A 25,321-nucleotide genomic window follows, 5' to 3' on the forward strand; every position below is an offset into this window, starting at 1 on the left:
CGCGCTGATGGCAGACATACTTCCCTGTCCCTCTTTCCCGCCCGCGCCGCTGTAACCTCCCCGGCTGCATATCTGGAACACGCTCGCAACGCACCGGATACATCTCCTCACGAGGACGGCACGCGGGTACGGCACGCGGGCGACCCGGCCCGCATCCGACCGGTGGCGGTGGGCGGACAGGACGCGGCGCTGGCGCGYTGTGCCCGGCGTGGAACTCCGGCTGGCCGGCCGTGGCGCGGCGAGYCGTGATCCACGGCGGTGCCCGTGGGACGCGGACCGGAAGCCGTGCGTCCGCACGTCTCGCGCCGCCGCGGCGGGCGGAGCGCCGATGGACAGGTCATGTACGGCGGGTAGTTCAACCTGCCCGGAGCGGCGCCGGAACCTTCAAGTTCTGCTACACGGTTCCCGTAGCGGATATCGCTTAAAAATCCGCGAACGGAGAGGTAGATTCACCGGCATACGGCGGGATTGTGTACTGGTTGTCCGGCGATCTTTCCCGGAGGTCTTGTTCGGTGAACGTATCCTCTGTTGACTGTATGTGAGACGTTGATTGTACGTGAGACCTCCGGCGGTGAGGGAGAAACATGGTGACCACTGTCCCCGTCGATGTGAGGCATGCTGTTGTCACCGCCGAGAAAGTGCGGGAGAAACTTTCGCCCGGACGTGGTGTCGTGTTGCTTGAGGTGCACCGCGACACGCCCACAGGCGTTACTGGACGTATCCCGAACGCGCGCGTCGTCTCGCTGGCGACACAGCTTGCCGGGCCGCGCTCCGAGGATTCCGGCGCTATCTGCACGGCGGCGGGCTGAACACACCGACCGTGGTCACGGAGCGGATATCACGATCCGTGACCACGGCCAGTCGCGGCCCGCAGCCGCGCAATGACCTCTCCCGGTCTGCCACGACATTTTCCGGTTCGCTGCGAGGCGCTGTGACGCGCATCGACAGCCCACGGGTTCAGATAGGTTGAAAAATGGGTCTCGGACTGTCCGGTAAGCGTGCCATCGTCACCGGTGGCGGAACCGGGATCGGATATGCGATCGCGCTTGAGYTGGCGCGCCAGGAGGTGTCGGTCGCCATCACGTCCCGCCGTGGCGAGGTGCTGGAGAATGCCGCCAGGCTGATCCGGGACGAGACGGGCGCGCGCGTTCTGGCCGTCACGGCCGACACCGGCGACGACGATTCCGTGCGGGCTCTCGTGGAAACGGTGCGAGGTGAGTTCGGCGGTGTCGACATTCTGGTCAACAACGCGGCCGAACAGCCCGCGCAGCACGGCCCCAGCTACGTCGACGCCACCGACGACTGGTTCCAGCGGCAGATCAACGTCAAGGTCATCGGGTATCTGCGCACCATTCGCGCGGTCGCTCCGCTGCTGATCGAGAACGGGTGGGGTCGCATCATCAACATCAGCGGAACCGGTGCGCGACAGACGGTCTCCGTCATCGGTTCGGTGCGCAACGCCTCGGTCGTCGCGCTCACCAAGAACGTCGCGGACGAACTCGGGCCGCACGGGATCAACGTGACCGTCGTGCATCCCGGGGCGACCCGCACCGAGCGCTACCTCGAACTCCAGGAGAGCGGGGCTTTCGGGGCAGGCGATCGCGCGCGTCTGGTCAACAACGTCATCGGGCGTGTCGTCGAGCCGGAGGAGGTCGCGTGGGTCGTGGCCTTTCTCGCGTCGCCGCGCAGTGTGGCCATCACCGGTGACGCCATCGTCGCCGGTGGCGGGGTCCCCGGGTTCATCTACTACTGATCGTTGATCTCCGGTGGCCGCTGGCCTCCGGCCTCGCCGCCTACCAGCCCCATTCCTTATCCAGACCGTGACCAGGGAGTTCGACGTTGACCGCTATCCCAGTCCCGACAATTTCGGCGAAGGATCTGCATGATCTGCTGGGCGGATCGGCGGAGTTCGCGCTGATCGACGTCCGGGAGGCACGCGTCACGGCCGAGCAGGGCTCCATCCTGCTCGCGGTCTCGGTTCCGCTGAGCAGGCTGGAACTGCGGGTCGACGCCCTCATCCCGCGGCGCTCGACCCCGGTGGTCGTCTACGACAGCGGTACGGAGGGCCTCGCCGAACGCGGCGCCCGCCGGCTCGGCGAACTCGGCTACACCGACGTGTCCGTCCTGGACGGCGGTGTGCGGGCGTGGGCCGAGGCCGGCCACAAGGTGCAGACCGGCGGTGACCACGTCATCGGGCAGGCCTTCGGGGAGTGGATCGAGGAGATCTACCAGACACCGCACATCAGCGTCCCCGAGTTCCTCAGCCGGCTCGATGCCGGCGAGGACGTGGTCCTGCTCGACAGCCGCCCGCTGGCGGAGTTCGAGAACCACAGCCTGCCGGGCGGCACGTCGATTCCCGGCGCCGAACTCGTCTACCGCGCCGGTGAGATCGTGAAGTCGCCGGACTCCCTCGTGGTCGTCAACTGCGCGGGGCGCACCCGCAGCATCCTCGGTGCCCAGGTGCTCATCAACGCCGGCCTGCCGAACCGGGTGGTCTCGCTGGAGGGCGGGACCCAGTCCTGGGTCCTGGAAGGCCACGAACTCGACCACGGCAGGCGCGCCACCGCCCCGCTCCCCACCGGCGAGGCGCTCGACGCCGCGCGCGCCTCGGCCGCGCGCATCGCCGAGCGGTTCGGCGTCAGGCGCATCGACCGGGAGGCGCTGCGGCGCTTCCGCGACGCCGCCGACGAGCGTTCGCTGTACGTCCTGGACGTGCGAACTCCGGAGGAGTTCGAAACCGGGCATCTGCCGGGCTCGCACTCCGCGCCGAGCTGGGACGTAGCGCCATGGGTGTTCCGGCACATAGCGACGCACAACGCGCGGATCGTCCTGGTCGACAACGACCTGGTCCGCGCCACCGTAGTGGCCTCGTGGATCATCCAGTTCGGTTGGGGTGAGGTCTTCGTCCTCGAGGACGCGCTGTCGGACGAGGCGCTCGTGGCCGGCCCGGTGGCACGGCGGGTGCTCGGCATGCCCGAGGACGGCTACGAGCTCGTCACCCCGGCGCGGCTGCGCGCCGAGCTCGACGCGTCGGCCGGCCCACAGGTGATCGACCTGCAGCCGAGCCCGGGCTACCGGACGGGGCACATTCCGGGCGCCAGCTTCGCGATCCGTGCCCGTCTCGCCGACACGGTGGACGAGATCCCAGGGGCCGGACCGATCGTGCTGACCTCCGAGGACGGTGTCCTGGCGCGTTTCGCGGCCGTCGAACTGGGGCGGGCCACGACCCGCCCGGTGCTTGCATTCGACGGGGGCACGAGCGCGTGGCACGCCCTCGGACACCCGTTGGAAAGCGGTGACGGGACATTCCTGCATCCCGCGGACGACGTCGTCTTCCTGGGCTGGCAGCAGCCCGATCCGCAGCTGCGGAAGGCCGGCTTCCGCCGTTATCTGTCCTGGGAGCTCGGGCTTGTCGCCGAGCTGCGCGACGACGACACCGTTCCGTTCAAGACGTTCTCCTGACCTACGAAGGAATTTTCCTGGCACGAGAAGAAACACGCCTTTTCCAGAAGAACTTCGCCTGCCTGAGCAGACATTTGTCTGAGGTGAGGATTTCCGGTGTGGGCTGGGTTGGCTGCGGGCATGGCTGATCACGCCGGTAGTCGGCCCGACGTTACGGGTGGCTGTTCGGTTGCGGCTATTCCTCCCGTGTGGTCAAGCGGCTGGCTGTTCGGGTTCGACGGTTACCTTCAGGCCGAGTTTTTCTAGTTGGGCAACGAGGCGTTTCTGCTGGGCTTCCGTGTTGTGCCGGCGACGCATCCATTCAGGGCCAAGGTCCCGGTAGACGGTGTCGTCATGGACGATGTGCCAGTAGGCGATCAGAATGTCGTGACGGATCGCACCCACGGCCTTCTGGACACCACGACGGCCCCGGATCTGGGCGTAGTGCGCGGCCAGGTAGGTCTCCCGGGTCTGAGCGGCCGCGTGCGCGGCCTCGGTGAGGCCACGTCGATCCCTGACGGCTACGACCCGACCGCGAGGTTCCGGCGGAGGCGTGGTTACCCGGGCAGATCCCCGCCCAGGAGGCCAGATGCGCCGCGGTCGGGRACCGGCTCATGTCCATCACGACCGCGCACCGGGCGGACGTCGAGAAGATGTTCCTGCGCGCGATGATCGAGCTCGGCTTCTACCGTCCGGGCGAGTCCGTGTCGTCGGTCATCGACGAGCTGCTGCTGGTGTCGGGCCGGCTGATCCTCGCCGCGACCGGTGACGACAACCGGGCGAAGGAGGCCGTGGCACTGGCGGCGGTGGTGGCGCACCTGCGCCGTCGCGGTGAACTCGAGAACACGGTCATCATCCCCGTCGACGCCCATCCGGAGCTTTTCGGCGCCCGCGCCCGGCGCCAGCCCGGCCAGCGGGCCCGACGGTGCGATCTGCTCCTGGTCCGTTTTCCCACCACGCGCCGGGTGAGCATGGAGGCCGTCGAGGTGAAGTCGCGTGGCATGCTCGGCAGCGAAGATCTCGCCCGTGACATCGCGGGGCAGGTGGATGCGACGATCGATGTCATCAACCGGCTGTTCTTCACCGAACCCGTCCGGATCGACCGCCCGCTCCAGCGGGCCCGGTTCGCGGCGCTGCTGCGCTACTACCTGCGCCGGTCCGCCCGCCGGGGCCTGATCACGGAGGCGGTGGAGTTCGGCCGCATCCAGGAGACCATCGACCGGCTGGAGACGAGCGGTCTGGCGGTCGGCTACCAGCGCAGCGGCTACATCGTGGTCCTGCACGAGGACGGAACGGCCGACTTCGAGGTCAACGGCACCCGCATCCGCACCATCACGGCCAGAAACCTCGGGGCGGACGAGGACGTCGACACCCGCCGCCCCGCCTACATCCCGCCGCCGCGCGCGTTCGACCCGATCGTGGTGTCGGGTGCCGCGGACCCGGGTCCGGCCGGGCACGGCACGAGCGCCCATGCGGACACGGACACGGACACGGACGTCTCGCCAACCGTCGGCACGCTCCCGTCGTCCGCCGTCGTCGGCGCGGACGGCGGCGAAGCCGGTGGACGTCCCCCTGAGCCTGCGGGCACCTCGGCAGATGTCCCGTCGCAGCCTCCGGCCGAGTCGCCGCCGACGCCGCCGAGGACGGCTCCGGCCGCGGAGCACAGCCGACGACGACGCCGAGCCCGCCGGATGAACCGCCGGCCCGGGAACTCGCGTACCCGCGGGCCGTGCAGGTGCCGGTAGGCCGCACGCTGCCTCCGGAGGAGGACATCGTCTGGGAGGCGAGCACGACCGGCAGCCCCCACCTGTTCATTCTCGGTATCCCGGGACAGGGCAAGTCGGAGACGACGATCCGGTTGCTTCAGGGCGCGGTGGCGCAGGGCCTGCCCGCACTGGTGATCGATTTCCACGGTCAGTTCGGGAACGACCCGCGGCGGCCGGAGTCCCCGCATGTGCGGGACGCCGCGGCAGGCATGCCCTTCTCACCGTTCGAGCTGGCGGCGGACGCCGGCCGGCACGCCTACAGGATGAACGCACTGTCCGTCTCGGAGATCTTCGCCTACGTGTGCGGGCTTGGTGACATCCAGCGGGACGTCGTCTACCAGGCGCTGGTGGGCGGTTACGAGGCGCATGGCCATGGTGCTCTCACCCCGCCGCGGGGTGTTCCGACGCTGGAGGAGGTCCGGGTCAGGGCGGGCCGTGACCTCACGGAGGAGATCGAGCAGCTTCCGGTCGGCAACGCCTACGTCCAGACACCCGACATGGCATCCGCCCGCCGAACCCGCATGCTTCGTCCGGGCAGCCAGTATGGACGTCGACCAGCCGCATCCGACCAGTTCCCCCTGGATCATCGCTCGTCCGTGGCTCCGCCCGCCGTGCCCGTGGCTCCTTGGTCTGCCGCGTGCTTTTCCTCGCGTCACGTTCGCGCCATGCGCTGGAGAGTCACTGGCGGGCCGGTCAGTGAGCGGTCTTTCTTCGCAGGAATTTCCTGTGGCATTGTTGCGACGGGAGAAAGTGCGTTCGGCAGACGCCCGGACGCCGCCGGCCGACAATGCGTGACCGTTTCAGGGTCGGACGGCACCCACCTCTTCCCGTCCGTGCGGGGTGTCCCATTCCGCCGTCGTCCAGGTGGTCAGGGACGTGCGGGGGACGACCCGCTCCGGGTGCAGCTGGTCGAAGTTGTCGGCGAAGTTCCGGCGGATCACGGCGAAGTCCGTCGCGTCCCTGAAAGCGGGCAGCGCGTACAGGTCGCGGGCATAGGCCCACAGCGCGGGGAAGCCCTCCGGACGGGCGATGTTGGTGGCCAGCAGCCCAGGGTAGGCGACGTCCAGCCGGGCCAGCGACAGCCACAGCCGCACGTCGGGCTCGGTGATGATCGGCCCGAACAGGTAGCGCCGGGTGCGCAGCCGCTCCTCCAGGGTGTCGAAGCGTTCGAAGAGCACCCGCAGGATCCGGGCGTGCTCGACCGGGTCCGCCGCGTGCCCGACCCGGTGCAGGGCGTTGTTGACGTCCTGGTGCAGCCAGGTGTTGAAGGCGTCGATCCGCCAGCGCAGCGCCCACGGGTAGAGGTCGACGTCCGGGTCGGCCCAGGCGTCGAACTGCGTGCTGAGGTCGAGGCTGATCGTGCCCGACTCGTTGCTGATGATCCTTCCGTGTTCCCGGTCCCACAGCGCGGGCACGGAGGCGCGGCCTGGCCAGCCCGGCACCGTCGCCTCGTACGCCTCCCGCAGCTGGGAGAAGCCGTTGACCGGGTCGGGCCCGGACCGGCCGTCGAAGATCCAGCCACGCTCGTCGGTGGAGTCGTCGACGTACGACAGCGAGACCACGTTCTGGAGGCCCTTGAGCGCGCGGACGACCGCGGCGCGCGACGACCACGAGCAGCCCCAGGAGACGTAGACGTGGTAGCGGCCGGGTTCGGCGCGGTAGCCGCTGGAGCCGTCGGCGGTGATCCGCCCGCGCAGCCGCTCCACGTCGCGGGCCGGGGTCACCGGGGCCTGGTCGCAGGACTCGGTCTCGGGCGCGCAGGCGGTGTCAACCACGGCCGGGGGCTGCCCGGTGAAGTGCACCTGAGTCATGGGTAACTCCGTAAGGGACGTCGGAAAAGGCGGGAAAGGTACCCGGACGGACGGGAGGAAGAGCGGGAGAGCGGACGGGGCGTCACCGCCGGCCACCGGGGGAGAGGGCGCGGGCGATCCGGTTGACCGCCACGGTGACGGCGGCGATGGTCAGGCCGGGCAGCACGGTCAGCCACCAGGCGGTGCCGAGGTAGTCACGACCCTCGGAGACCATCGCGCCCCACTCCGGCGTGGGTGGCTGCGCCCCGAGACCGAGGAAGCTCAGCGCGGACACCGCGAGCACCGCGGTGCCCAGCTCGAGTGCCGCCAGCGCCAGCACCGGCCCGCACACGTGCGGCAGCACATGGGTCAGCAGCACCACGGGGCCCCGCACACCCGCGGCGGACGCGGCCTCCACATACGGCTCCTGCCGGGCCCTGAGCACCTGGGCGCGCACGATCCGGGAGAAGCCCGCGATGCCCGCCAGGCCCACGGCGATCGCCGCGTGCGCGGTGCCGGGACCCAGCGCGGTGACCACGGTCAGCGACAGCATGATCGCCGGAACGGCCAGCACCGTGTCGACCATCCGCATCAGCAGGGCGTCGACCCAGCYGCGCAGGCTGCCCGCAACCAGGCCGATCGTGACCCCGCCGGCCAGTGCGAGCCCGACCGCGATCACCGGGGCGCGCAGTGAAAGCGATGAAGCATGTACTACCCGTGACCAGACGTCCCGGCCCAGGTAGTCGGTGCCGAACCAGGCCGCGCCGCTCGGCGGGAGCAGCGCGCGGTCGGGCGCGGTGGCCAACGGCGCGTGCGCGCAGAACACCGTGGGCACGAACGCCCAGGCCAGGACGAGCACCAGCACCAGCACCGCCAGCGTGAGCCCCGGGCTGCGCCACGCGCCCCGCAGCACCGCGTGCGAAGCCGCCCACAGCGACGCCCGCGGCGCCACGGGGAAAGGGGTGTCGCTGTGGGCCGTACCGCGGACGGCGTCGTGCGCGGCATCACCGACGCTCCCATGAGGGGTTCCACGGGRAGTCCCATGGGCGGCATTGTGGGTGGCGTCGCGGGTGGCGTCACGGGTGGTGTCGGGGGGGGTCAGGCCGACTGTGGTCTCAGCCATCCGCGGCTGCCCCTTCCCGTTGCGGGCCGCTCGGCCAGGCGCGGGTCGAGCAGTGGCGTCACCAGGTCGACGGCAAGGCTGACGGCGGCGAAGACCAGGGCGCTGACGACCACCGCGCCCTGCACCACCGGGATGTCCTGCGCCTCGACCGCGGCTGCGGTGATGCGGCCGAAACCGTCGCGGGAGAATACCGTCTCCACCACCACCGAGCCGGCCAGCAGACTGCCGATGATCAGCCCCAGCAGGGACAGCAGCGGCAGCGCCGCGTTGCGGGTGGCGTGCAGCAGCAGCACCCTGGCCCGCCCGGCCCCCTTGGCCCGGGCGGTGGCGACGTAGGGCGACAGCAGGACGTCGGCCAGGCTGCGGGCAAAGACCTGCGCGATCACCGAGGCCGTCGGGATGGCCAGGGTGATCGCGGGCAGCACCAGCCCGCTGCCGCCGGTGTGCCCGAAGGCGGGCAGCAGCTTCCAGCGGAAGGAGACCACTTCCAGCAGCACCAGGCCCACCACGAACTGCGGGAACGAAACCCCCAGCGAGGGCGCCGACAGCAGCAGCCGCGACAGCCGCCGCGACCGGGTGGCAACCGCGGCCAGCGCTGTGCCCACCCCGAGCAGCACGGCCAGCGCCAGACCCACCCCCGCGAGGGCCAGGGTCTGCGGCAGCGCGGTGGCAAAGGTGTGGACGACGGTGTCGCCGCTGCCCACCGACCGGCCCAGGTCGCCGTGGAGGGCGGCCCACAGCCGGTCGGCGTACTGCTCCGGCAGCGGGCGCTCGAAGCCGTAGGCGGCCCGCAGCTGGCGCACCTGCTCGGGGGTGGTGTTGGCGACACCGCCCTGGCCGCTGAGCATGATGGCGACCGGATCTCCGGGCAGCAGGTAGAGCAGGGCGAAGGAGAGCGTGAACGTCGCCCACACGGTGACCACCGCATGCAGCAGCCGCAGCAGCAGGTGACGTACCGTCATCTTCCGCGTCTCCCCTGTTCATGCTCTGTCGCGTTCTGATCCGTGCCATCCTGAACCGTTCTGTCCTGATTCGTGCCGCCAGGTCCGCGCTGCCAGGTCCGCGCTGCCCGGCTGGTGCCTTCTGGCCGGTCAGTTCGCCAGCCAGGCGTCGAAGAACGCCGGCTGCGCGGAGCCGTCCAGCGCCACTGCCTGCACCCGCCCGGCGAACGCCACGGACTGGGCCTGCTCGTAGACGGGCAGCGAGTACGCCTCCTGGACGATCTGCCGCTGCGCCTGCCCGACCAGGGCTGCGCGCTCGGCGGCGTCGAGCGTCTCGGACTGTTTCGCCAGCAGCGTGTCCAACGGGTTGCCGGCGGGCAGATGGGCGCGGTTCTTGGTGGTGGTGGCGAAGACGGTCGACAACACGTCGGGGTCGGCGCGGGTCAGGCCGAACCACAGCAGGTCGTACCGGCCGGCGTCCTGGTCGGGCGCGAGCTGGTTCAGTGGCAGCCCGGAGAGCTGGACGTCCACGCCGATCTCGCGCAGCTGGGACTGGACCAGCTGGAGCACGTTGCGGCTGGCGGTGTCGACCCCCGGGTAGATCAGCGTCGGTGCCAGCCGCACGCCGTCCCTGGTGCGGATGCCGTCACCGCCCGGCCGCCAGCCGGCCGCGTCCAGCAGGGCGCGGGCACCTGCCGGGTCGTGGGCCAGGTCGGCCGACAGGTCGGTGTATGCGGGCGTGCTGGAGGTCAGGATGCTGGTGGCCGGCCGGTAGTGGTCGCTGAGCAGGGTCCGGACGATGGTGGCGCGGTCGATGCCCTTGGTCAGGGCCTTACGGACGGAGGCGTCGGCCAGCAGCGGCCGCTCGGTGTTGGCCGTCAGGTTGTACGTGATGCCCGGCACCGGCCGGGACAGCTCGGTGGCGCCGCCGGCGGCGAGCCGCCGTTCGTCCCGCGCGTCGACCCCGATGACCGTGTCGACCTGACCGGAGAGCAGGCTGCCGACGCGCACCCCGGACTCGGGCACCACCTTGTAGTCGATGCCGTCGAGGTAGGCCGCGCCCTGGTGCTTCCACACCGGCGAGCCCCACGCGTAGTCCGCGCGCCGCGTAAGCCGGATCTCCGTGCCCTGCACGGCCTCCTTCAGCACGAACGGGCCCGCGCCGGCGAGRCCGCGGCCCTGGCAGCGCTCTTCCGGGGCGAGGGCCAGCGAGGCGGGGGAGAGCAGCCCGAGCGCGGCCGTCGAGGTGGCCTGGAGGAACTGCGCGTTGGGACGGGAGAACGTGACCTTCGCGGTGTGGCTGTCGACCACGGTGGTGCCCTGGTAGCTGGTCAGGTAGCTGGCTGCGACCGCGTCCACGGCGCCGAGTCTGACGATGGTGTCGAAGTTCGCCCTGACCGCGGCCGCGTCCACCGGCGCACCGTCGCTGAAGGTCGCCCCGGGGCGCAGGGTGAAGGTGAACTCGGTGGCCGACGCGCCGACCTCGAACTTCGAGGCCAACCACGGGACGATCTTTCCGGTGGCCGGGTCCTGGTCGGTGAGCGAGGAGACCAGCTGGCGGCTGATCGCGGTGTTGCCGTTGGAGCTGTTGTTCTGCGGATCCAGGCACAGCGGCTTGCTCGCCACCGCGACCGTCAGCGTTCCGCCGCCGCGCGCGGCACCCAGGCCGGGCGCCGCCGTCCCGCCGCCGCCGTCGTCCGACGAGGAGCAGGCGGCCAGTCCCAGCCCCAGGCACAGCACCACCGCCATTCCGGGCAGAATTCGGCGGCCCGGCCCTCCGACATGTCTGCGGCGCGCGGGAACGGGTGGGCTCGACTGGCGGAACATGGACACTCCTGAAGCGGATTGTTGCGGAGCGGAAATCAGCGGTGCCGCCTTGCGACGGACGTCGACCGGTACGCGCGCGGACGGAATGCGGACACGGAAATCGCCAGCCCGCGGCGTGGTGACTGGTGATATGGGGTGTGTACGCAGGTCGCTCAGGGACAGAGCGCACTTGCCTGCCGGACGAGGTCGACGTCCAGACGGCGCATCAGAATTACGGCTCCCGCGGGCACGTCGGGAGACTACCGTGGCTATTCGGGGCAGGGCCAGAGACAATTGACGCCGCCAGCCGGGGGCTGTTGACTTAACGGCCCGGTACCGCCAGGAATAGGAACGGAGAACCGAATATGGAGCTGAGCGGCACGACGGGCCCCGACGTGGGTGACTCGCTTGCCGACCGCATCGCCGTCGCCATGCTCACCAGGGCTTTTCCCGCCGACGTCGTCGACGCCGTGCTCGCCGACACCGGTCGGATCCAGATGCGTACCCGGCTGCTGCCGTCCCGGGTGGTGGTGTACTTCGTACTGGCGCTGTGCCTGTTTCCCGGTCTTTAAGTACGAGCGGGTGGCGCGGCTGCTGGCCCAGGGGCTGATCTGGAGCCTGGGTCGGCCGACCACCTGCCCGGTGCCCACGGCCGCCGCGCTGTCGCGGGCCCGGGCCCGGCTCGGCGCCGAGCCGCTGGAGGCGCTCTTTCGTGCCACGGCCGCACGGGTGGGTGGTCCGCCTACCTACCGGGGGCTGCGCGTGCTGTCCCTGGACACGCTGCGTATCGAGACGCCGGACTCCGAGGAGAACCTGGCCGCCTTCGGCCGCGACCCGGCCACCGGCGAGGGCCCGCCGTGCCTGCGGGTCGCGGCCCTCGCCGACGAGACGACCCGGGCCGTCGTCGACGCCCGACTGGGCCCGGACGCAGGCGCCCGGGCCGTGCTGACCTGGCCGCTGCTGAGGGCCCTGACCAGGCACGTCCTGCTGCTCGCCGACTTCGGCACGCTCGGCGTCCGGGCCTGGTGCGTGGCCCGCGAGCACGGCGCGGAACTGCTGTGGGCCGCGCCCGCCGACACCGCGCTGACCCCCCACGCCATGCTGCCCGACGGCTCGTACCGCTGCGTGCTCGACGGCGCCGGCGACTGCCCGGAGGACGAGGACGAGACGGGCGTCGCGGTGCCCGTCCGGGTCGTGGAGGGCGCCGTCGCGGGCCGGCCGGTCCGCCTGGTCACCAGCCTGCTCGACCCGGTGCGCGCGCCCGCGGCCGAACTCGTCGAGCTGTACGCGAGGCGCTGGCGGTTCCGCGAGGCGCTGGCCGGCCTGGCCGGTCTGGCCACGCCGGGCTCTGCCCACGCCCGGCCCGCCGTCACGGCCGCGTCCGCCCTGCCCGCTGCCGGGGCTGGCGGCGGGCATGGGCGGCCCGAGCCGGTGCCGGTGCCGGTGCCGGTGCTGCGGTCCCGCTCGGCGAGCGGGGTCCGCCAGGAGATGTGGGGCTACCTGCTCGTCCACCAGGCGATCACCGTGCTGCTGCGCGGGGACCTGCCGGGCCGCCGTGACACCACCGCCACGGTGGGCAGGGATGCCGCCGCGGCCGTGCCCCGCTTCGCCACCCACGGCCCCGGCCCGCGGCCGGTCCGCCGGATCGTCTGACGTCCGGCGTGCGTCCTGCCTGTCTCGCCTGGACTTTTCGCCCTGCCTGGACTTTTCGCCCCGCCCGGACTTTCCGTCCAGCCTGGACTTTCCGTTCCGCTCGAACCTTTCACCCTGCGGTGGAGGATCGCTGGARCTCGGTTGGAGCCAGCCGCGCGGACCGGCGCCTACCGCCGCCGGGCAGCTGCCAGCCGTCGGTCGGTCAGCCCTCCGGCACCGCCGCCGGCTTCGGCTTCGGCCTCGGCGGCCAGGGCAACAGCAGTGTGATCAGTACGCAGCCCACCAGGATCGCCGCGGAGGTGATGAAGGCCAGGTCATAGCCGGAGGTGAGAGCCGCGCCACTCGGATGCGGCCCGGAGCCGTCGGGACGGGAGCTGGTGTGCGCGGCGGCCAGCGAGGTCAGCACCACCAGGCCGAACGAACCGCCCACCTGCCGGGCCGCGTTGGCCAGACCGGAGGCGACACCCGCGTCCTGCGGCTGCACGCCTGCCATGGCCGTCACGGCGATCGGGGTCAGCGCGACACCGATACCGAGGAAGACCAGCGCACCCGGGCCGATCACGCCCAGCGCCACGAGCGTGTCCGTCCGCAGCGCGGCCTGCCAGCCGAAGCCCGCCGCCGAGATCAGCAGCCCCGCCGAGATCAGCACCGGCGGCCGGCGGCCGGCGGCCAGCAGGCGTGCCGCCGTCCGTGCGCCGACGACCGTGGCCACCGCGTGCGGCACGAAGACCAGTCCCGCCTCCACCGGGCTGTAGCCGCGGACGTTCTGCAGGTAGAGCGAGACGAAGTAGAGCAGCCCGAAGAACCCGGCCCCCAGCAGGAACATCACCACGTTCGCCCCGCTGCGCAGGGCCGACCGCAGCAGCCGCAGCGGCAGCAGGGGCACCGTCGCCAACCGCTGCTCCACCACGACGAACAGCGCGAGCAGCAGCACGCCGACGACGATCGGCAGCCAGCTTCCCACCGGGCTCCAGCCGTCCTTGCCCGCCTGGACGATGCCGTACGCGACCGCGGTGAGCCCGGCGGAGACCGTGACGGCGCCCGGGACGTCCAGGCTGCGCCCGCCCAGCCCCGGCAGGTCGGCCAGCCACAGCAGCGAGCCGGCCACGACGGCGACCCCCACCGGGAGGTTGACCAGCAGGATCCACCGCCAACCGAGGTAGTCCGTGAGCAGGCCGCCGAGGATCGCCCCCGCGGCGCCGCCGACCGCGCCGACCATGGTCCACGCGGCGATCGCCCGGGCGCGCCGGGCTCCCTCGGGGAAGGTCGTGGTCAGGATGGTCAGCGTGCAGGGGGCCAGGATCGCCGCGCCCAGGCCCTGCAGCGCCCGCGCCGCGACCAGGACCCCGGCCGAGGGCGCGGCGCCGCCCAGCACGCTGGCCACGGTGAACAGGGCGACACCCGCGACGAAGACACGCTTGCGGCCGTACAGGTCGGCGGCCCGCCCGCCGAGCAGCATGAAGCCGGCAAAGGTCAGGGTGTAGGCGTTGACGACCCACGGCAGGTCGGCGGTGGAGAAGCCGAGCGCGTCGCGGATCGACGGCAGTGCCACGTTCACGATGGACACGTCGAGTACGACCATGAACTGGCCCAGGCAGGCCAGCGCCGTGATCACGCCGTCGGGCGCGCGGCGCGGCAGCGGGACGGAGGTGGGCGCGGGCGTCGGGGCAGGGACCGCGGGCTCGGGGAGGGCGGCCCGGTCCAGGCCGCGCTCCACGCTCATCAGGCACCTGTCCGGTGCGCCCGGGCGTCGATGCTCTCGGCGAGGCTCACCAGGCTCGCGGTCAGCCGGTGTACGTCCTCGGCTGCCCAGCCCGCGACGAGTTCCGCCAGTGCCCGGGACCGGGCCGCCCACAGCCGTTCGAGCACCTCGTGGCCCTGCTCGGTGACCTCCACCAGTTGGGCGCGATGGTCCAGCGGGTCCGGYAGCCGCAGGATCAGCCCCGCGCTCGCCAGCCGTTGTGTCTGCGGGCTGAGCGAGGAGCGGTCCACCTCCAGCCGCTCGGCGATCGTGGACAGTCGCACCGGCTGCCAGYGGTCGATCTGTGTCAGCAGCGTGTAGTCGCCCGCGGGAAGGGTCAGCCCCGCCTCGGCTGCGATGCGGCGCTTGGTAGCCGGTGACAACAGCCAGCACCCGGCGGTGTTGAGCGCCACCGCCGCGCCAGCGATGGCCTGATCGGTCTGAGGAGCCGTACTGGTCATACGGCCACGCTATCTCGATTGGTTGAATAAAACCAACTGATAGATCGGACATGGCCTCAAGACGGCTTTCTCCAGCGCCGTGTTGGCTTCAGCCAATAGTTGATCTTTCTTGGCGACCGGAGACCCGGTGCCGTCTGCCCGAATGCCCATTCGATGGCGAACAGCGGCAGCTGGGACCCACCGTCGGTGGAACTTCCCGGCCGGTAGGCCCCGCGCTACCGGGGCGTGTGGTCAGCCGTCGATGTCGCGCAGGCCCTGGATCACGGGTAGTTCCTCGGGGTCGGGCTCGGTCTGCTCCAGGAAGGCGCGTACACACTCGACGGCGACGTCGGGGGCCAGGCGTTTGAGACTCAGAGCCAGGACGTTGGCGTCGTTCCACAGCCGCGCGCCGCGGGCCGTCCACGCGTCGGCGGCCGTGGCCGCCCGCACGCCACGTACCTTGTTGGCCGCTATCGCGGTGCCGGTGCCCGTCCAGCACATCAGCACCCCGTAGTCGACCTCGCCAGCGACGACCGCTTCAGCTACGGTACGTGACATGTCGGTCCACACCGTGGACTCGCTCGGGAACACCAGCTCATGTTCGGTACGGATGAACTCGCGCACGGCGTGGACGCACTCGTTCTCGCTGTCGGCTGCGAACCCGATCYGTGCCATCGCCTCGTCCTCCATCCGTCTCGTCCTCCAGCCCCACCGCCGACCGACGTATCATCGATGACCTCTTCCCCGTCTTCAACGTCCCTTTCCCCGGCGTCCTTCGACGTTCCGTTCCAGGTCGAAACGACAGGCCGACGCGCCGCCGTCCGCTTCCTCGACCGTGACCCGATGGATGGCCCGCGGACGAGCCGCTCGCGCCACGCAACAGGTGTTCCTCGCCGACGTGCTCTCCGTGACTCCTGCCGATACATCGGCACCGAACACATCCTGCTCGCCCTGCTGGAGCGGGAGGACGGCGACGGTGCGCTGTCCGGGCTCGGCGTCGACAGGGCCGCCGTGGAGGTACAGCTCGCCACCGCCCTCGCCGTGATCGTCGCCGGCGGGAAGGCATGACCGCGGCGGCATACCGGCATACCGGCATACCGGCATGCCTGCGCGCCGGTCCTGTCAGTGGTTCACGCGGGAACGGCCGGATTCGGGGCGCACGCGTATGCGGGTCACGCGCCCCGGTGGGGTGGTCAGTCGGCTCCGGGGACGGTGACGTTCTTCTCGTTGAAGCCGAAACCATCCTGGGTGGCCTGCTGGCGGAGCGCGTCGAAGGAGCTCTGGCTGGCGTTGACGTCAGCCTCGGTCGCGCTGCCGTTCTTGAGCTTGTCGACGAGAGCCGTGAAATTGTTGCTGATCGACTGTGCGGCGTTGCACAGCGTCGGATTGGCCACCGCGAACCCCTTGGCGACCTTGAGCTCGTGGGCGGTGAACAGACCGGCCACCGCCGCCTTGGCGAGCGTGCGCCCCCGGTTGTCCGCGTTCGCTCTGAACTTCCCTTCCCGTGCCGGCTTGTAGATGTACCGCTGGAAGGCACCCAGCTCCAGGCCGGCGTGCAGCGCGAAACGGGTCTTGGCCAGCGGCCTGCTGTTCTCACCGCTCGGACAGGTGCCTTCGTAGGGGGTTTCGGCGTCTGCCGGCTCGGACGCGGCGGCGGCTGGCGCCGCGCTCCCGCCGCCGGTCGTCCTGGAACCGCACGCACCGACAAGTACGACAGAGAGCAGTACCGCCAGCAGGACTGCCCCGCATTGTGTCGCACGGGTAACTGGTTTACGTGATACCGGAACCATCATCACCTGACCTCGCACAGAGTTCGGCCTCGTCGACAGCCTGGGTGTTCGTCATTGCCGACGGCTTACCGCGTCGTGAGTCGCGACGGGGACGGCTCGCTTACCGGGCCCCACGGAAATGCCCGCGGGAATGATGGTGCCCAGGGAACAGCCGGGCGGAACACGAACCTGCCCGCCGGCTTTGCCAGCCGTCCCGCCGGCTGTTTTTCCGATTGCCCTTTTGGTTGTCCTTGTGGCCACCCTGACGGCTTGACTGCCTTTTAGCTGACCTGGCGGGGGATTGCTGTCCCCGGCGGGTTGGCTGTTCCTGGCGGGGCCGGGCGGGTCGTACGGCGCTGGTGGTGACGGTGGCGCTCAGGCGCGGCCGCGGATGCGGTCCGTGAGCCGCTCGTACTGCTCGGGGTCGTTCAGGGCGGCCATGACGATCTGGTAGCAGGTGCGTTCGCACAGGTTGACGAGGTCGGCCCGGTCCATGGCCGGCTGGTCGAGCCAGGTGAGGACGACCTCCTCCATGTACGCCAGCCAGCCGGCCACGGCCATGGTGAGGGCGGGGGTGGCCGGCGCGCCCGCGGTGGTGAGGCCCTCGGTGAGCCAGCCCGCCAGGGTGGCGCGGGTCGAGCGGTGCAGGGTGCGCATGTCGCTGCCGCCGTCGAGCCGGGTGATGGCCAGGTAGACGTCGGGGTGGCGGCAGACGTACTCGACGAAGGTCTCGACCCCGGCGCGCAGCTGCTCGCCGGGAGCCAGGGACGGGTCGGGGCGCAGGTGGTCGAGGAGTTCCTCGGCGGCTGCCCGCAGGACGGCGTGCCGGAACCCGCGCTGCGAGCCGAAGTAGTGGAAGAGCAGCCCGGGGGAGACGCCCGCCTCGGCGGCCACGGTCTCGATGCGGACGTCGTCGATCGTCMCTCGTTCCAGGAAGTGGCGGGCGGCGGCCAGCAACTGGCCGCGGCGGTCGGAAGGGAGGAGCCGGGTGCCGCGTACACCGGGAGGGCGGACCATGCGCCCATCTTATTGACCGAAACTCAACAGTGCTATTGACTCTGGCTCAACAGGGCCTACTGTTGAGCCAGTCTCAACAAGGACGCCGTCCCCGAGCCGGAGCCGACGCCCCGCGCCTTCTTCAGCCCCCGCCACGTGATGGAGGAGCGCTCCGATGCCCCCTGCCACCGCATCCACTTCCCCCACCCCCACCGCTACCGCCACCACCACGGTCTTCGCCGCCGAGCCCGACGCCCTCGCCGAGCCCGACGCCCTGGTCCTGCAGCCGCGTGACGTCCGTTTCGACTGGTCACGGCTGCCGGACCCCTGGATTCCGGGCGAGCCCGTCGCCAGCCACACCATCAACGTGCTGCATCTGCTGCTGCCCGAGGGCGAGCGTTGGTTCGTGCGCGTCTTCCAGCGCGCCCTGCCAATGATCACGGACGGCCGGGTGCGGGAGGACGTGCTGGGGTTCATCGGTCAGGAAGCCCTCCACGCGCAGGCCCACCAGGGGGCGCTCGAGCACCTGCGCGCGACCGGGCTGGATCCGGACCCGTACCTACGGCAGCTTGAGTGGCTCTTCCACCAGGTGCTGGKGGATCGTCCGGGGCTGTCGCCGCGGCGCGCCCGGGAACACGTCGTCGAGCAGGTGGCGATCATCGCCGCGGTCGAGCACTTCACCGCCTTCCTCGGCGACTGGGTGCTGGGCGCGGACGCCCTGGACCGGGCCGGCGCCGACCCGGTGATGCTGGACCTGCTGCGCTGGCACGGCGCGGAGGAGGTCGAGCACCGCAGCGTCGCGTACGACCTGCTCAGGCATCTGGACCCGGGCTATCCACGGCGGATCCGCGCCATGGCGCTCACCGGTCCCATCCTGTACTGGTTATGGATCCGTGGAGCGCGTTTCCTGATGGCCGCCGATCCACAGCTGGCCGGATCACGGCTGGGCGGGCCGCGGCGGGCGGAGAGCTGGCGTGCCTTCCTCGCGGCGTCCCGGCGGGGGCTGCTGCCAGCCCCCGGCCAGGCCGTGCGCTCCGGGCTGCGCTACCTCAGGCGTGACTACCACCCCACGCAGGAGGGYTCGACCCGGCAGGCGGTCGCCTACCTCGCCACCTCCCCGGCCGCCCGCGCCGCGGCCGCCCGCTGATGTCCGGGCAGGGCCCGCAACCGGGGGGCCGGTATGTTCCCCCCGACCTGTACGGCAGGCCCCGTGYCGACCGCGGGATGAGGGTGCTGGCCGCTGTCGGTGACGTGCTGTTCCCGCTGGCCACCCGGTCGGGCAGCCGTCAGCATCGGCCCACACCGCTGCCCGCGCCCGCGTCCACGCTGAACCTCGTGGTGGCCGACCGCCGGTACGTGGCCGACGGCGTCGTCCGCCTGAGCCTGGCCGCCTCCGACGGGGCCGCGCTGCCCGCCTGGTGGCCCGGCGCCCATCTCGAGCTGCACCTGCCCTCCGGCCGCCGACGCCGGTACTCCCTGTGCGGCGACCCCGCCGACCGGGGCACCTACCAGATCGCGGTCCGCCGTCTCGACACCGGCGGCGGCGGGTCGGTCGAGGTGCACGACGCCCTGCCGGCGGGCAGCCGGCTCACCGTGGGCCGGCCGCGCAACGCCTTCCCGTTCGCAGCCGAGCCCCGCGTGCTGTTCATCGCGGGCGGCATCGGCATCACCCCGATCCTGCCGATGGTCCGCGAGGCCGCCCGGCGCGGCCTGGACTGGCGGCTGGTGTACAGCGGCCGCACCCGCGCGTCACTGCCGTTCACCGACGAGCTGCGCCGGTTCCACGGCCGGGTGGAGATCCTCTCCGACGAGGAGCACGGCAGACCCGACACCACCGGCCTGCTGCGCCGCGCCCCGGCCGGGGCCGCTGTCTACGTCTGCGGCCCGTCCCCCGTGCTCGACGGCATCCAGGCGGCCTTCGACGCGAGCCCGGCCAGCGGCCTGCACGTCGAGCGGTTCGCCTCCGCCCCGATCCGGGACGACCGGCCCTTCGAGCTGCGGCTGGCCCGCAGCGGGCGCGTGCTGCCCGTGCCCGCCGACCGGTCCGTCCTGGACGTGCTCGCCGAGGCCGTCCCCACGACCGCCTACTCCTGCCGACGGGGCTTCTGCGGGATCTRCCGCCAGCGCGTCCTCGCCGGAGCCGTCGAGCACCGTGACCACCGGCTCACCGACACCGAGCGTGCCGACGGCGCGATGCTCGTCTGCGTCTCCCGCGCCCGCGCGGGCGAACGCCTCGTCCTGGACCTGTGATCTCTCATCCACCCCGAGCGACCGAACCGTGCAGTCGTGCGAAGCGCCCGCCCGAACCGGGAGGGCATCCGACCCGGAGGCGACATCCATGCCCACTCTGGTCCAGACACCGGCCCGAGCGTCGGCCCGCCAGCGGCCCCAGGCCGCGACGGTCTTCCCATACGACAGCGGCGACCTCAGGCGTTTCCGTGAGCTGCAGCAGCTCGCCTACGCCTGCGCCGAGCGGGTCGGGGCCTGGCTGGAGCCCGGCGTGACCGAACGCCAGGCCAGCGCGCGGCTGGGCCGGGAGCTGGCCGCCGCCGGCGTCCAGGACTTCTTCCACGTCCCCTTCGCCTGGTTCGGCGACCGGACCGCCTTCCGGCACTTCCACACGCCGCTGCAGTTCTTCCCGAGCCGGCGCAGGCTCGAGGAGGGCATGCCGTACATCCTCGACTGCGCTCCCGTCATCGACGGCTACACCGCCGACATCGGGTACGCCGGCCGGGTCGCAGCCAGCCCCGTCTGGGACAGGATCGACCGTGACCTGCGCGAATACCGCGATCTGATCGTCGTCGAGGCGCGCCGGCGCACACCGTTCAACGAGATCTACGCACGGGTGGACGCGCTCATCGCCCGTCACGGCTACGACAACCGGCACCGGGTCTACCCGKGGCGGGTCATCGGCCACCAGGTCACCCGCACGATCGCCCGTGGGCCCGCCGGAGTCAGCGTCCTCGGCTTCGGCATACGGACGTTGCAGACCCTCGGKCGCGAGTTCCTCGGCGAGCGCCGGTACGGCCGGTCACCGCTGTGGGCCGACRGCCGTGCCTCCCGGCACGCGCCCACACCCGGGCTGTGGGCGGTCGAGCCGCACGTCGCGTTCCGCGATGTGGGCCTGAAGTTCGAGGAGCTGCTGGTGGTCACCGACGACGACGCCTACTGGCTCGACGACGACCTGCCGCACGTACGCCGCTGGCAGCGGGCCGCGGACACCTCGTCGGGCACCTCGTCGGGCATCGCGACGGATACTGCGGTGGCGGACATCGCGACGGATGTTGCGGTGGAGGCGCGATGAGGCGGCGGACGGTCGTCTCCGCCGGTGTGCCGCTGGCCGTGTACGAGCAGGGCAACCCGGCCGGGCCGACGGTACTGCTCGTGCACGGCTACCCCGACACCCACTGGGTCTGGGACGACGTCGCCGCGGCCCTCGCCGCCGACGGCCACCACGTGGTGCGCTACGACGTGCGTGGCGCCGGAGCCTCCGGGGCTGCGAAGGGGGTGCGCGGCTACCGTCTGCCTCAGCTTGCGGACRATCTGTTCGCGGTGGCCGACGCGGTCAGCCCGCACCGGGCGGTGCATCTCGCTGCCCACGACTGGGGGTCCATCCAGGCCTGGGAGGCCGTGACCGACCCCCGGGCGGCGGGCCGCATCGCCTCCTACACCTCCCTGTCCGGGCCCTGCCTGGACCACGTCGGCCACTGGGCGCGGCGACGGCTCGCCCGTCCCACCCCGCGTCACCTCGGCCAGCTGCTCACCCAGGCCGCGCACTCCTGGTACATCGGCGTCTTCCACCTGCCGCTGCTCGCCCCTGCGGTCTGGCGGCTCGGCCTGGCCGCGCGGTGGGGGTACGTGCTGGCGTCCACCGAAGGGGTCATCCCGCGGACCAGCCACCCGCAGCCCACCCTCGCCACCGACGCCGTACACGGGATCGCGCTGTACCGGGCCAACATGCTGCCCCACCTGCTGCGGCCACGGCAGCGTCCGACCGCCGTGCCGGTACAGCTGATCACCCTCGTCCGGGACCGCTACGTCAGCCCCGCGCTGGGCGACGACCTCGACCGCTGGGTGCCCCACCTGTGGCGACGCACCCTGACCGCCGGGCACTGGTCCGCACTGCTCGAGAAAGGCCCCACCGTGGCACAGATGATCAAAGAAATCGCCGCGCACGCCGACGGCGCGCCCGCCTCGCCCGCCCTCGAGCGAGCCGCCGTCTCGAGCCGGGAACGGGCCGCCGGCCCGCGCCGGCCCCAGCGCCCACGCCTGCGTTGGGGCCGGGGCCGGGGTCCCGGCCTGGAGCGGGCGGCTTTCGCCGGGAAACTGGCCGTCGTCACCGGCGGCGGCAGCGGCATCGGACGAGCCACCGCGCTGGCCTTCGCCGAGCACGGCGCCGCCGTCGTGGTCTGCGACCTCGACCTGGCCACCGCCGAGCGCACCGTCGAACTCGCCCGCCTGCTCGGCGCCCCCGCGGCCCACGCCCACCGGGTGGACGTCGCCGACAGCGCCGCCGTCGACACCTTCGCCAGGGAGGTGGCCGCGGCCCACGGCGTCCCCGACATCGTGGTCAACAACGCCGGTGTCGGCCACGGCGGCACCTTCCTGCAGACCACCGAGAAGGAGTGGCAGCACATCCTGGAGGTCAACCTCGGCGGCGTCGTTCACGGCTGCCGCGCCTTCGCCACCCTGATGGTCGAGCGCGGGGAGGGCGGCCACATCGTCAACGTCTCCTCCGCCGCCGCGTACCTGCCCAGCAAGGTCCTTGCCGCCTACGCCACCAGCAAGGCCGCCGTCTACATGCTGTCGGACTGCCTGCGCGCCGAGCTCGCTCCCGCCGGCATCGGCGTCAGCACCATCTGCCCCGGCCTCGTCAACACCAACATCACCCGGACCAGCACCTTCTCCGGCCGTTCCGCCGACGGGCTCGACGCCACCCGCGACCGCTTCGCCGCGCTCTACGCCAGGCGCAACTTCCCCCCGGAGAAGGTCGCCTGGCAGATCCTGCGCGCCGTCCGGGAGAACAGGGCCGTCGTCCCGGTCACCGTCGAGGCCAGGGCCGGCCGCGTTCTCAGCCGGCTCTCCCCGGCTCTGACGCGCGTCGCCGCCCGCATCGACATCGACTGACGACCGGGGCCCTGTCGCCCCCATCCGATCTCTCAGCCGACGCCCATCCGCCCGTGTGCTCCCGTCACCGCCGGCTCGTCCTGCCGCGGGCCCGAACGAAGAGGCCTGAACGGAGAAGCCTGAACGGAGAGGACAGCCATGACGCTCGTCCAGGCTCTGCTGCGGTCGCCGGTGGTGGCGRCCCTCACCTCGCCGCACGGCGTGGACCGTTACCTCGAGCTGGTCAACCCGATGTGGGCCGTGAACGAGATCCGGGCCCGGGTCGTCCGCGTCGAGCCCGAGACCCACGCCGGCGCCCCGGTCGCCACGCTCACCCTCCAGCCCACCGGGAGCTGGCCCGGCCATCTCGCCGGCCAGTACGTCCAGCTCGGCGTCGAGATCGACGGTGTCCGTCACATCCGGTGCTTCTCGGTCTCCTCGCCCGCCTCCGGCCGCGGCGGCCGCATCACGATCACGGTGCGTGCCAACCCGGACGGGGTCGTTTCCAGCTACCTCGTCGGCCGTGCCCGGCCGGGCCTGGTCGTCCACCTGTCGCGGGCGGCCGGCGCGTTCACCGTGCCCGAGCCGCCGCCGCGCCAGCTGCTGTTCATCTCCGGCGGCTCGGGCATCACCCCGGTGATGTCGATGGTCCGCACGCTGCTGCGGCGCGGCTACGGCGGCACCATCACGTTTCTGCACTACTCACGGTCGCCGGCACACCAGATCTTCGCCGGCGAGCTCGCCGCGCTGCCCCCGAACGTCCACGTCCACCTGGTCCACCCGCGGCAGGGCGGTCGCCGCCTCACCCCGGCCGAGTTGTCCCGGCTGATGCCGGGCTACCGGGACGTCGACACCTGGGCCTGCGGCCCGGCGGGCCTGATCGAGAGGATCCAGGACGCCTACGCCGGCAGCGACCGGCTGCGCGTGGAGTACTTCCGGCCGCCTGCCGTACGCGGCCCGGCCGGCGGTGAGGTGATCTTCACCAGGGCCGGCGCCACCGTGGCCACCGTGCCCAACAGCGGGGCCACCCTGCTCGAGCAGGCCGAGGCCGCCGGGCTTGCGCCCACGTTCGGCTGCCGCATGGGCATCTGCCTGTCCTGCACGTCCCACAAGACCGAGGGGGTCGTCCGCAACGTGCGTACCGGTGAGGAGTCGCGCCAGCCCGACGAGGACATCCGCATCTGCGTGTCCGCGCCCGTCGGCACCTGCGCCGTCGAGATACCTGTGCCGTCGAGATAGAGGCCGCCCACCGGCACCCGGAAGACCGGAAGACCGGAAGAAAGGAAGAACCGTGACCACCTCGCCCGTCACATCTGCCCGGCCCGCCGCACCCAGCCGTTTCACCACACGCGCCCGGCCGCCCGCGCCCGCCCGGTCCACCCCGCCCACCCGGCCTGTCATGCTCACCGCCGAACAACTTGCGGCGTTCGGCGCCGAGCTGGACGCGATCCGGCAGCGGATCATCGACGATCTCGGTGAGAAGGACGCCGCGTACATCCGCAGGGTCGTCAGGGCCCAGCGTGCCTTCGAGGCCGCCGGCCGCGCGCTGTTCTACCTGCCGCCGGCCTGGCCGCTCGCGGTTGCCTCACTCAGCGTGAGCAAGATCCTCGACAACATGGAGATCGGCCACAACGTCCTGCACGGCCAGTACGACTGGATGGGTGACCCGGATCTGAACTCCCGTGGGTACGAGTGGGACACCGTCTGCCCCAGCGGGCAGTGGAAATACTCCCACAACTACATCCACCACACCTACACCAACATCGTCGGTCGGGACCGCGATCTCGGCTACGGCCTCCTGCGGATGGGGGAGGAGCAGCGGTGGGAGCCGAGATGTCTCGGTAACCCGCTCTACGCCTTCCTGCTGATGCTCCTGTTCGAGTGGGGTGTGCTGCTCCACGACCTGGAGGTCGACAGGATCGTCACCGGTGAGCGGACCTGGGCCGACACCAGACCCCTGCACCGGGGCATGCTGCGCAAGGTCCGCAACCAGACGCTCAAGGACTACGTCCTCTTCCCGCTGCTCACCGGGCCTCGGCTGCTGCCCACTCTGGCCGGTGACGCGCTGGCGAACCTCGTCCGCAACGTCTGGGCGTTCACCATCATCTTCTGCGGCCATTTCCCGACGGGTGTCGCCACGTTCTGCGAGGAGGAGACACGAGACGAGAGCCGCGCCCACTGGTACTACCGCCAACTGCTCGGCTCCGCCAACATCACCGGCGGCCGGCTCTTCCACGTCATGACGGGCAACCTGTCCCACCAGATCGAGCACCACCTGTTCCCCGACGTCCCGGCCCGCCGTTACCCCGAAATCGCCGCCGAGGTCCGGGAGATATGCCGGCGTTACGGCCTGCCGTACAACACCGGTCGGCTGTCCAGGCAGTTCTTCTCCGTCGAGAAGAAGATTTTCAGGTTCGCGCTGCCGCCCGCGGAGAAAACCACCGGGCCCACCAGGACCGCCGCCGCGCACCGCATGGCTGATCGCGTACGCGGGATCCGCCGCCAGCGGGAGAAGTTCGTCGGGACGGCTACGGTTTCCCGCCGCGTGGTCTGAGCGGTCGCGGTCCAGACCACCCCCGACAGCCCCGAGGGAGACCGTCTTCACGGAGGCCCGGTTTTTCAGGGCTACCACTGATGCCGGCCGCCTTCGGGCGAAGCAGACTCGCCACTGTGAGCAGTCACGTCCAGTGACGTGGCGCGACGACAGCAGGCGCGCATCGGCCCGGGGCGCGCCCGCTTCCCGCCGAGA

General features: G+C 71.4%; 24 protein-coding genes and 1 pseudogene. 14 read left to right on the forward strand and 11 right to left on the reverse strand.

The genetic code is table 11. The annotated features are described in order from the left end of the window. Positions 1-584: 584 nt before the first annotated feature. The 3 genes from BL254_RS26435 to BL254_RS20090 all read left to right on the forward strand — a co-directional run bounded on the left by BL254_RS26435 (position 585) and on the right by BL254_RS20090 (position 3,462). Positions 585-809 carry a hypothetical protein gene (locus BL254_RS26435; protein WP_139342417.1) on the forward strand — a complete coding sequence of 75 codons (225 nt, stop codon included), beginning with the start codon at positions 585-587 and terminating at the stop codon, positions 807-809. A gap of 164 nt (positions 810-973) precedes the next feature. Further along, positions 974-1,753 carry an SDR family NAD(P)-dependent oxidoreductase gene (locus BL254_RS20085; protein ID WP_047224285.1) on the forward strand — a complete coding sequence of 260 codons (780 nt, stop codon included), beginning with the start codon at positions 974-976 and terminating at the stop codon, positions 1,751-1,753. An 86-nt stretch (positions 1,754-1,839) separates the two neighbouring features. Beyond that, positions 1,840-3,462 carry a rhodanese-like domain-containing protein gene (locus tag BL254_RS20090; protein WP_083731242.1) on the forward strand — a complete coding sequence of 541 codons (1,623 nt, stop codon included), beginning with the start codon at positions 1,840-1,842 and terminating at the stop codon, positions 3,460-3,462. Between the two features lie 192 nt (positions 3,463-3,654). Here the strand turns inward: BL254_RS20090 and BL254_RS27385 are convergent, their stop codons facing one another. Both BL254_RS27385 and BL254_RS25355 read right to left on the reverse strand, forming a co-directional pair. Continuing rightward, positions 3,655-3,846, reverse strand: a complete 192-nt coding sequence (locus tag BL254_RS27385; protein WP_047224286.1) for a hypothetical protein — start codon at positions 3,844-3,846, stop codon at positions 3,655-3,657. Further along, positions 3,794-4,063: a transposase gene (locus BL254_RS25355; RefSeq protein ID WP_083731251.1), complete on the reverse strand. Its 270-nt coding sequence runs from the start codon at positions 4,061-4,063 to the stop codon at positions 3,794-3,796. Before BL254_RS25355 ends, BL254_RS27385 begins: the two co-directional genes overlap by 53 nt. Here BL254_RS25355 and BL254_RS27390 point away from each other — a divergent pair. Together BL254_RS27390 and BL254_RS29615 are read left to right on the forward strand one after the other, a co-directional pair. Continuing rightward, the gene (locus BL254_RS27390; RefSeq protein ID WP_047224287.1) at positions 4,056-5,186 is read left to right on the forward strand and encodes a hypothetical protein; all 1,131 of its coding nucleotides are present in this window, start codon (positions 4,056-4,058) and stop codon (positions 5,184-5,186) included. The genes BL254_RS25355 and BL254_RS27390 overlap by 8 nt on opposite strands. Next, positions 5,177-5,314 (forward strand): annotated as a pseudogene (locus BL254_RS29615) (hypothetical protein); the annotation flags it as partial. The gene BL254_RS27390 and the pseudogene BL254_RS29615, both read left to right, overlap by 10 nt. Before the next feature lie 693 nt (positions 5,315-6,007). On the opposite strand, the gene BL254_RS20115 reads toward BL254_RS29615, so the two are convergent. From BL254_RS20115 to BL254_RS20130, 4 genes are all read right to left on the reverse strand, one after another. Next, entirely contained in the window at positions 6,008-7,018 is a 1,011-nt protein-coding gene (locus BL254_RS20115) for a glutathione S-transferase C-terminal domain-containing protein (protein ID WP_052914817.1), read from the reverse strand. 82 nt (positions 7,019-7,100) lie between these two features. After that, positions 7,101-8,120, reverse strand: a complete 1,020-nt coding sequence (locus BL254_RS20120) for an ABC transporter permease (protein ID WP_083731243.1) — start codon at positions 8,118-8,120, stop codon at positions 7,101-7,103. Then, positions 8,096-9,082: an ABC transporter permease gene (locus BL254_RS20125; protein WP_047224290.1), complete on the reverse strand. Its 987-nt coding sequence runs from the start codon at positions 9,080-9,082 to the stop codon at positions 8,096-8,098. Before BL254_RS20125 ends, BL254_RS20120 begins: the two co-directional genes overlap by 25 nt. A 129-nt stretch (positions 9,083-9,211) precedes the next feature. Then, entirely contained in the window at positions 9,212-10,888 is a 1,677-nt protein-coding gene (locus BL254_RS20130) for an ABC transporter substrate-binding protein (RefSeq protein WP_052914828.1), read from the reverse strand. 344 nt (positions 10,889-11,232) lie between these two features. Here BL254_RS20130 and BL254_RS20135 point away from each other — a divergent pair, with 344 nt between their 5' ends. Beyond that, positions 11,233-11,439: a transposase domain-containing protein gene (locus BL254_RS20135; protein WP_052914818.1), complete on the forward strand. Its 207-nt coding sequence runs from the start codon at positions 11,233-11,235 to the stop codon at positions 11,437-11,439. A 10-nt stretch (positions 11,440-11,449) separates the two neighbouring features. Then, the gene (locus BL254_RS20140) at positions 11,450-12,520 is read left to right on the forward strand and encodes a transposase domain-containing protein (protein WP_076844565.1); all 1,071 of its coding nucleotides are present in this window, start codon (positions 11,450-11,452) and stop codon (positions 12,518-12,520) included. A gap of 202 nt (positions 12,521-12,722) precedes the next feature. Here the strand turns inward: BL254_RS20140 and BL254_RS20145 are convergent, their stop codons facing one another. The 3 genes from BL254_RS20145 to BL254_RS20155 form a co-directional block, all read right to left on the reverse strand. Beyond that, entirely contained in the window at positions 12,723-14,243 is a 1,521-nt protein-coding gene (locus BL254_RS20145; protein ID WP_076844567.1) for an MFS transporter, read from the reverse strand. Next, the gene (locus BL254_RS20150; protein ID WP_076844569.1) at positions 14,243-14,722 is read right to left on the reverse strand and encodes a MarR family winged helix-turn-helix transcriptional regulator; all 480 of its coding nucleotides are present in this window, start codon (positions 14,720-14,722) and stop codon (positions 14,243-14,245) included. The genes BL254_RS20145 and BL254_RS20150 overlap by 1 nt, the downstream gene beginning before the upstream one ends. Before the next feature lie 231 nt (positions 14,723-14,953). Next, positions 14,954-15,376, reverse strand: a complete 423-nt coding sequence (locus BL254_RS20155; protein WP_076844609.1) for an RpiB/LacA/LacB family sugar-phosphate isomerase — start codon at positions 15,374-15,376, stop codon at positions 14,954-14,956. 57 nt (positions 15,377-15,433) lie between these two features. Here BL254_RS20155 and BL254_RS28710 point away from each other — a divergent pair, with 57 nt between their 5' ends. Continuing rightward, positions 15,434-15,769: a Clp protease N-terminal domain-containing protein gene (locus BL254_RS28710; protein WP_047224293.1), complete on the forward strand. Its 336-nt coding sequence runs from the start codon at positions 15,434-15,436 to the stop codon at positions 15,767-15,769. Between the two features lie 125 nt (positions 15,770-15,894). On the opposite strand, the gene BL254_RS20165 is transcribed toward BL254_RS28710, so the two are convergent. Next, positions 15,895-16,494, reverse strand: coding sequence for a hypothetical protein (locus BL254_RS20165; RefSeq protein WP_047224294.1), 600 nt, complete (start codon positions 16,492-16,494; stop codon positions 15,895-15,897). Between the two features lie 351 nt (positions 16,495-16,845). After that, the gene (locus tag BL254_RS20170; RefSeq protein WP_076844571.1) at positions 16,846-17,487 is read right to left on the reverse strand and encodes a TetR/AcrR family transcriptional regulator; all 642 of its coding nucleotides are present in this window, start codon (positions 17,485-17,487) and stop codon (positions 16,846-16,848) included. A gap of 154 nt (positions 17,488-17,641) precedes the next feature. On the opposite strand from BL254_RS20170, the gene BL254_RS20175 reads away from it, so the two are divergent. The 6 genes from BL254_RS20175 (at position 17,642) to BL254_RS20200 (ending at position 25,126) form a co-directional block, all read left to right on the forward strand. Further along, a complete protein-coding gene (locus tag BL254_RS20175) occupies positions 17,642-18,613 on the forward strand; it encodes a metal-dependent hydrolase (RefSeq protein ID WP_217699333.1) in 972 nt (323 codons plus the stop codon). Further along, entirely contained in the window at positions 18,613-19,716 is a 1,104-nt protein-coding gene (locus BL254_RS20180; RefSeq protein ID WP_076844573.1) for a PDR/VanB family oxidoreductase, read from the forward strand. The genes BL254_RS20175 and BL254_RS20180 overlap by 1 nt, the downstream gene beginning before the upstream one ends. Positions 19,717-19,804: 88 nt before the next feature. Then, entirely contained in the window at positions 19,805-20,770 is a 966-nt protein-coding gene (locus tag BL254_RS20185; RefSeq protein ID WP_076844575.1) for a M24 family metallopeptidase, read from the forward strand. Next, a complete protein-coding gene (locus BL254_RS20190) occupies positions 20,767-22,593 on the forward strand; it encodes an SDR family oxidoreductase (protein ID WP_076844577.1) in 1,827 nt (608 codons plus the stop codon). Before BL254_RS20185 ends, BL254_RS20190 begins: the two co-directional genes overlap by 4 nt. A gap of 138 nt (positions 22,594-22,731) precedes the next feature. Continuing rightward, positions 22,732-23,811 carry a ferredoxin reductase gene (locus tag BL254_RS20195; protein WP_076844579.1) on the forward strand — a complete coding sequence of 360 codons (1,080 nt, stop codon included), beginning with the start codon at positions 22,732-22,734 and terminating at the stop codon, positions 23,809-23,811. A gap of 160 nt (positions 23,812-23,971) precedes the next feature. Then, the gene (locus BL254_RS20200) at positions 23,972-25,126 is read left to right on the forward strand and encodes an acyl-CoA desaturase (RefSeq protein ID WP_235433710.1); all 1,155 of its coding nucleotides are present in this window, start codon (positions 23,972-23,974) and stop codon (positions 25,124-25,126) included. Positions 25,127-25,321 lie beyond the last annotated feature (195 nt).

It is taken from the genome of Protofrankia sp. BMG5.30, assembly GCF_001983005.1.
GTDB lineage: Bacteria > Actinomycetota > Actinomycetes > Frankiales > Frankiaceae > Protofrankia > Protofrankia coriariae.

Coding starts and splice junctions, on each gene's coding strand:
- BL254_RS26435 (WP_139342417.1), top strand. CDS start 585: ATGGTGACCACTGTCCCCGTCGATGTGAGGCATGCTGTTGTCACCGCC.
- BL254_RS27390 (WP_047224287.1), top strand. CDS start 4,056: ATGTCCATCACGACCGCGCACCGGGCGGACGTCGAGAAGATGTTCCTG.
- BL254_RS20115 (WP_052914817.1), bottom strand. CDS start 7,018: ATGACTCAGGTGCACTTCACCGGGCAGCCCCCGGCCGTGGTTGACACC.
- BL254_RS20125 (WP_047224290.1), bottom strand. CDS start 9,082: ATGACGGTACGTCACCTGCTGCTGCGGCTGCTGCATGCGGTGGTCACC.
- BL254_RS20135 (WP_052914818.1), top strand. CDS start 11,233: ATGGAGCTGAGCGGCACGACGGGCCCCGACGTGGGTGACTCGCTTGCC.
- BL254_RS20145 (WP_076844567.1), bottom strand. CDS start 14,243: ATGAGCGTGGAGCGCGGCCTGGACCGGGCCGCCCTCCCCGAGCCCGCG.
- BL254_RS28710 (WP_047224293.1), top strand. CDS start 15,434: ATGACCTCTTCCCCGTCTTCAACGTCCCTTTCCCCGGCGTCCTTCGAC.
- BL254_RS20165 (WP_047224294.1), bottom strand. CDS start 16,494: ATGATGGTTCCGGTATCACGTAAACCAGTTACCCGTGCGACACAATGC.
- BL254_RS20200 (WP_235433710.1), top strand. CDS start 23,972: ATGCTCACCGCCGAACAACTTGCGGCGTTCGGCGCCGAGCTGGACGCG.